Origin of the sequence: Sphingopyxis sp. (assembly GCF_036402335.1) — a bacterium.
Taxonomy (GTDB): Bacteria; Pseudomonadota; Alphaproteobacteria; order Sphingomonadales; family Sphingomonadaceae; genus Sphingopyxis.
This window is the reverse complement of the sequence record NZ_DASWTD010000321.1, coordinates 1-6,345: the sequence shown is the minus strand read 5'-3', so window position 1 is coordinate 6,345 and position 6,345 is coordinate 1. Positions and strand designations below refer to the sequence as shown.

At 66.7% G+C, this 6,345-nt stretch carries 7 protein-coding genes; 2 read left to right on the top strand and 5 right to left on the bottom strand.

The window, feature by feature from the left end; translation table 11 throughout:
* Positions 1–662 (bottom strand): SWFGD domain-containing protein (locus VGD20_RS09970; protein WP_331134292.1); only part of this gene is annotated, 662 nt, incomplete at its 3' end.
* A 156-nt stretch (positions 663–818) separates the two neighbouring features.
* Positions 819–1,229 carry a helix-turn-helix domain-containing protein gene (locus VGD20_RS09965; RefSeq protein ID WP_331134291.1) on the bottom strand — a complete coding sequence of 137 codons (411 nt, stop codon included), beginning with the start codon at positions 1,227–1,229 and terminating at the stop codon, positions 819–821.
* Positions 1,230–1,298: 69 nt separating this feature from the next.
* Between VGD20_RS09965 and VGD20_RS09960 the strand changes: the two genes are divergently transcribed.
* On the top strand, positions 1,299–1,922 hold the full coding sequence (locus VGD20_RS09960) for a cation transporter (RefSeq protein WP_325542094.1): 624 nt from the start codon (positions 1,299–1,301) through the stop codon (positions 1,920–1,922).
* Positions 1,923–1,925: 3 nt separating this feature from the next.
* Here VGD20_RS09960 and rhaT read toward each other — a convergent pair whose 3' ends face one another.
* From rhaT to VGD20_RS09945, 3 genes are read right to left on the bottom strand one after another with little or no spacing between them, the layout of a single operon-like run.
* Positions 1,926–2,984, bottom strand: a complete 1,059-nt coding sequence (gene rhaT / locus VGD20_RS09955) for an L-rhamnose/proton symporter RhaT (protein WP_331134290.1) — start codon at positions 2,982–2,984, stop codon at positions 1,926–1,928.
* Positions 2,985–3,005: 21 nt separating this feature from the next.
* Positions 3,006–4,148: an FMN-dependent L-lactate dehydrogenase LldD gene (gene lldD, locus VGD20_RS09950; RefSeq protein WP_331134289.1), complete on the bottom strand. Its 1,143-nt coding sequence runs from the start codon at positions 4,146–4,148 to the stop codon at positions 3,006–3,008.
* Positions 4,145–5,485, bottom strand: a complete 1,341-nt coding sequence (locus VGD20_RS09945; RefSeq protein ID WP_331134288.1) for a carbohydrate kinase — start codon at positions 5,483–5,485, stop codon at positions 4,145–4,147. The genes lldD and VGD20_RS09945 overlap by 4 nt, the downstream gene beginning before the upstream one ends.
* A gap of 193 nt (positions 5,486–5,678) precedes the next feature.
* On the opposite strand from VGD20_RS09945, the gene VGD20_RS09940 reads away from it, so the two are divergent.
* The coding region (locus VGD20_RS09940; RefSeq protein WP_331134287.1) for a class II aldolase/adducin family protein at positions 5,679–6,345 on the top strand (667 nt) is incomplete at its 3' end.

Genomic DNA, 6,345 nt, shown 5'->3' with positions numbered 1-6,345 from the left:
TCGGTCAGCCGGTCGTTCACATCCTCGCGGATGCGGTCGTCCGAACGGATATAGTCGGTCGGCCCGCGCCCGCGATGATCGCGCTCGCGGCGGCGTTGCGCTTCCTCGTCGCCGAACCATGACAGCACCTCATCGCCCGCGCGCTCGAAGAAACCGCGTTCGCCCCGGCCGCGCGGCGCATAGCCGCTGCGGCCATAGGTGGGCCGCCCGAAGTCGGCGCTCGCATAGGGCATATAGGTCGGCCAGCCGTAGGGATCGGCATAGCCCATATAGGTCCATGCCGACCTATCCTGTTCCTCGCCGCGCCGGTTCCGGTCGCGCGTGCCGCGATAGCGATTTCCGTCGTCGTGTTCGCCGTAGCCCGGATCGTCGTTCCAGTAGCGCCGCGAGCCATAGCTGCGGTTCCAGTCGTTACCGGCATAGTCGCGCGCGCGGTCGGCGCTGTAATGCCCGCGCTCGGTGCGCTCGCGTCCGCTGCGGCCATGGTCGCCATAACGCCCGGTGTCGCGCGGGCCAAATCCTGCCTCGGGATAGCCGCCATAGGCGTAGCTGCCGCGATCGTCGTCGCGGTTCGCTTCCCAATCATGGAGCGACCCGGACTGCGTCTCGCGATCGCTGTCGGCGTCGCGGCTGCCCGGGTCTCTGTTCGTCTGCCTTTCCACTTTCCGTCTCCTCGTTTCGCTGGGGGAGCGGCTGGCAGGCGTCGGGGGCGACGCCCCCAACCTGTCCGACTGACGCGCGCAAAGGGGGCGAGTTCCGGTGCATAAGACGAACCGAGTGGAATCGGGCGTCGGTCCTTGACCTATGTTGGTGTGCGCCTAGTGCGCGCTTTCGCAGTGGCGGTGATCGCCGAGTGCCTCGATCACGCGGCAATCGGCGGCGACCCCGCCGCGGCAGCGCCCGACGATGCGCGCCAGTTCGTCGCGAAGCAAAGTCAGCTGCGCGATTTTCGCCTCGACTTGCTCCAGATGCGCGGTCGCGATCCGGTCGGCCTCGCCGCAGTCGCGTGCGGGATCGTCCGACAGGTCGAGCAGCGAGCGGATTTCCTCGATCGTGAACCCCAGGTCGCGCGAATGGCGCACGAAGCTGAGCCGCGAGCGGTGCGCGTCGCCATAGCTGCGGTAATTCGCCGCGGTGCGATCGGGCGCGGGAAGCAGCCCGATGCGCTCATAATAGCGGATGGTTTCGATGTTGGTGCCGGTGGCTCGCGACAGTTCGCCGATTTTCATTGCTTGACCCTGTAGTTGCTACAGGGTGCATATAGGATGCCGACTCGAAGATAACAGGAGATTTCGGCGATGGCCGATCAATGCTGTGCCGGTAAAAGCGGCAAGACCGCACTCAATGACCCCAAGTGGCGGCGTATCCTCTGGATCGCGCTCATCATCAATGCCGCGATGTTCGGCGTCGAGATTGTCGCGGGGGTCGCCGCGGATTCGCGCGCGCTTCAGGCCGACGCGCTCGATTTCCTCGGCGACAGCGCCAATTATGCGATCAGCCTTGGCGTTGCCGGCATGGCGCTGGCGTGGCGCGCCCGCGCCGCGTTGCTGAAGGCGGGGACGATGCTCGTCTTTGGCCTGTGGGTATTCGGATCGGCGGTCTGGGGCTTCGTCACCGGATCGGCGCCGCATGCCGAGACGATGGGACTGATCGGTGCGCTCGCGCTCGCCGCCAACGTCGCGGTTGCGCTGATGCTCTATCGCTACCGGACGGGCGATGCGAACATGCGCTCGGTGTGGATCTGCTCGCGCAACGATGCGATCGGCAATATTGCGGTCATGGGCGCCGCGCTCGGGGTTTTCGGTACCGGACGCAGCTGGCCCGACCTCGCGGTCGCGGCAATCATGGCGATGCTGGCGATCTGGGGCAGCATCGAGGTATTCCGGCAGGCGCGCGGCGAACTGGCCGCGACGCCCGCCTAGACCCTATGCGAGGCTGTTGCCGAGGCCGATCACGACGGTCGACGCCATCAGCACCGCGATCCCGAGCCACACGAGGGCGCGCGTCCGTTTTCCGGCGGGCGCCCATTCGCTGAGCGCGAAGCCCCAGAGGGTCGAGAAGAGGATGATGCTCGCCATGTGCAGCGTCCAGCTCGAAAAACCGAAGCGCCCCATCTGGCTTTCGCCCATCGTGTAGAAAAAGAACTGGAAATACCAGAGCGTCCCGCCGAGCGCAGCGAGGCCGTAGTTGAGCGCGAGCGGCGGCCTTTCGGTCGCGCCTGGCGCGGCTTCGCCGGCGAACTGGCGGATGCTGCGGTTGCGCGCGATCAGGATGCCGCACCAGATGAGGTTGGTCGTGAGCCCGCCGAGCAGCACGACGCAGAGGACCGGCAGCCCCTGCCACAACGGATCGGTTCCGGCGGCGAGCGTCAGCTCGCGGATCGGTGCCCCGGCGTCGAGGCCCCAGGCGAAGCAGCCCGACATGATGCCCGAGAAGACCGCGATCGCAAGCCCCTTGCGAAGGTTGAACTCGGAGGCGTCGGGCGCGGCGTCGTCGCCCATCTCGCGTTCCTTGCGGCGCCCTGCCTGCGCGACGATAACGATCCCGACCAAGGTGATCGCGATGCCGAGGAACACCGTCTGCCCGCTCGTCGTCGCGAAGAGCTCGCCCATCGTGCCGCGAAAGATCGGCGGCCCCATCGTGCCGATCACGGTCGTCAGCCCGAGCGCGACCGCCATGCCGAGCGACAGCCCGAGGTAGCGCATGGTGAGCCCGAAGGTCAGCCCGCCAAGCCCCCACATCGCGCCCCAGAACCAGCACCAGAACCAGATGTCGCCCGGCGTCCGGCTGAGTACGCCGATCAGGTCATGCGTCTGGATCGATGCAAACAGCCATGGAGCGATCAACCATGAGAAGATGCCGCCGGTGATCCAGAAAATTTCCCACGACCAGGCGCGAATGCGCTTGTACGGCACATAGAAGCTCGCCGACGACAGCCCGCCCAGCCAGTGAAAGAACACGCCGAGCAGCGGGTTCGCATCCATATTTCTCTCCCCTCGTCCGTATCAGGCAGCCAGCATTTCCGGGCCGATCCTGTTGATATGGGTCACGCCGGTCAGCGCCATGGCGACGCGCATCTCGGCTTCGATCAGATCAAGCACATGACGGACCCCGCGTTCGCCGTCCGCAGCGAGCGCAAAGGCCCACGCGCGTCCGAGCAGCACGCCCTGCGCGCCGAGCGCGAGCATCCGCATCACGTCGAGCCCTGAGCGCACCCCGCCATCGGCGAGCAATGTCAGCCGGTCGCCCACCGCATCGGCGACCGCGGGCAGGGCGCGCGCGACCGACGGCACCCCGTCGAGCTGCCGCCCACCGTGGTTCGACACAATGATACCGTCGACTCCGGCCTGAGCCGCGCGGCGGGCATCGTCGGCGTCCAATATGCCCTTGATGACGATCGGTCCCTTCCAGTGCGCGCGTACGAAATCGAGGTCGGCCCATGTCACGCGCGGGTCGAAATTGTCCTTCATCCAGCCGAGAAAATCCTCGAGTCCCGATTGGGGCCCGAGCAGCGGCGCGACATTCCCGAGCTGATGCGGCCGGCCACGAACCCCGACATCCCACGCCCAGCCGGGGCGGGTCATGGCCTGACCGACACGGCGCAGCTGTCCGCGCAAATTCGCCGCGCCTGAAAGTCCCGAACGCACGTCGCGATAGCGCGCGCCGGGCAGCGGCATGTCGACGGTAAAGACCAGAACCGGGCAGTGCGCTGCGCTCGCCTCGTCGAGCAGCGACCGCATGAAGCCGCGGTCGCGCACCATATAGAGCTGGAACCAGAATGGCGTCGGTGAACCCTGCGCGACTTCGGCGAGCGAGCAGGCCGATACAGTCGACAGGGTGAAGGGCACGCCCTTGGCGGCGGCCGCGCGCGCCGCCTGCACCTCGCCGCGCCGCGCCGCCATTCCCGCGAGCCCGATCGGACCGAGCGCGACCGGCATCGCGAGTTGCTGGCCGAACAGCGCTGTCGACAGGTCGATCGCCGAAACGTCGTTCAGCACGCGCTGGCGGAGCAGGATATCCTGCAGATCGTCGATGTTCGCGCGCAGCGTGCGCTCGGCATAGGACCCGCCGACGAAATATTCGAAAAGGAAATGCGGCAGGCGCCGCCGTGCGGCCTCGCGATAGTCGCCGATCGATGCAGGTTTCACGCAGCGTCTTTCATTCGCCGGGCTTCCTCGCGCCACCGGTCGCGATAGGGCGTGAGATCGACCTCGAGCGGTACTACCCGCTCGAGCGGTTCGGCGGGCGGCAGTGCCGCGTCGAGCAGGCGCAGCGCGCCATAGGAGACGTCGTTGTGCGCCTTGCCGGTATAGACGCGAAGGTCGGGCCGCAGCGCGGCGAGCGCGCGCACGAACACCTGCCCCTCGGCGAAGCGGCCTTCGATCAGTAATCGGTCCTGCGTGCCGATCAGGCTGAGCGAAGCATCGGCGACGAGCGCGGCGTAGAGCGATACCGCGGCGCGGCGCGCGCTATCATCTGCGGGCTCGGCGATCCACCGGCCATGGCCAAGCGGGAAGGGGCCAAAGCCCGGCGCGAAGGTCGGCAATACCATCGCGCCGCCGGCGAGCACATCGGGGAGCGCTGCAAGCAGCGCGGGCTGGTCCGGGGCGATGTCGATCCGCCGCGTATCAAGGCCGATCAGCGTTTCGATCTCGCGCCCGCCCATGAAGCGCGCCGACGGGATCGGCTTGCCGAACGCGTCGATATTGATCAGGCAATCGCGCGCCTCGTCGAGGCGGCTCGTATCCATCGACACGGCGTCCTTGGGCGAACGCATCGCGACGAACCATGTCCCCGTCGACAGCACGGTCGATTCGCTGTCGGCGATTTCTGCAAAGCCGCGCGCCGCGAGCAGCGCGGCATTCGAATCGTGGAGCCCGCAATGCACTTCGGTATCGGCGGGCAGGCCGGTGCGCTGGACCCAAGCGGGTGTCAGCGTACCGAGGACCTCGCCCGCGCCGCGCAGCGGAGCCAGTCGGGCGGCCCAGCCGCGCCGCTCGGCGAGGGCGGACGCCTTGCCGGTCAGCGGATTCCAGAGGTCGGTGTGACAGCCGAGGCTCGTCACTTCGGACGCCGCAACGCCGCTGAGCAACCAGCTCCAATATTGCGCCCACGGCAGGATCTGCGTTCCGTTGGCGAGATCGGGGTCGAGCGCCTCTAGGCGGAATAGCTGCGCGCCGAGGTTGAGGCCGCCGGGAAGCGAGGGCGAACCGGTCTGTGAAAAAGCGTCGCGCTCGGCGTCATAATGCGCGCGCAGGTCCGCGGGCATCGCCTCTTCGTAATCGACCGGCGGGCAGGCGAGGCGATTCCCGCGGATGATTGCGGCGGCGGCGCCGTGCCCGACGGGGATGATCGCGCCGACATCGGCCAGCTTGGCAAAATCGCGCAGTACCCCGGCGACCCACGCTTCGATCCCAGCCACATCGAGCGCGGCATAGGCGCCCGTTTCGATGCGCGCATTGGCGCGCACGCGCCGTTCGATCATCGCGCCGTCGGCGGACCAAAGGCTCAGCTTTGCCAAGGTTTTTCCGCTATCGAGGACTATGGTTGCGCGGCCCCTCATCCCTCTCCCTTTGCTTCGTTGCGACCGAATTTGATCGAACTTTATCGAAACTGATTGCAGAGCGCCAGCGATTTCGATACACATCCCTGCATAGTCGAAACAACGAGTTTCCTTCATGCCCGATCTTCTGGACGTCACGCCTCAATCCAACGCTGCTGCGCTGCTTTTCGCTATCCCCGCGAATCGCTGGTCGGATGAAGAGGTGGTGGACAAGTCGCCTGAAGATCTGCTCCTCTATCGCTCGAACCGCCTCGGCTCGGACCTCACGGTCACCAATTTCGGCGGCGGCAACACCTCGGCCAAGCTCGATGCACGCGATCCGCTGACCGGCGAAACCGTTCCGGTCCTGTGGGTGAAGGGGTCGGGCGGCGACATCGGTTCGATGAAGCTCGATGGTTTTTCGACGCTCTATCAGGACAAATTGCTCGGGCTCGAAAAGCTCTATCGCGGGCTCGACCATGAGGACGAGATGGTCGGCTATCTGCCGCATTGCACCTTTGCGCTCAACCCGCGCGCGGCGTCGATCGATACCCCGCTCCATAGCTATCTGCCTTTTGCGCATGTCGATCACGTCCATCCCGACGCGATTATCGCGCTGGCCGCATCGAGCGAAGGCGAGGCCGCGACGCAGGCCATCTGGGGCGGGGCGGTAGGCTGGTTGCCTTGGCAGCGGCCGGGCTTCGATCTCGGGCTCAAGCTGCGCGATTATGTCGCCGCCCATCCGGGTCTCCGCGGCGTGATGCTCGCGGGGCATGGCATCATCTGCTGGGGCGACAGCGCCA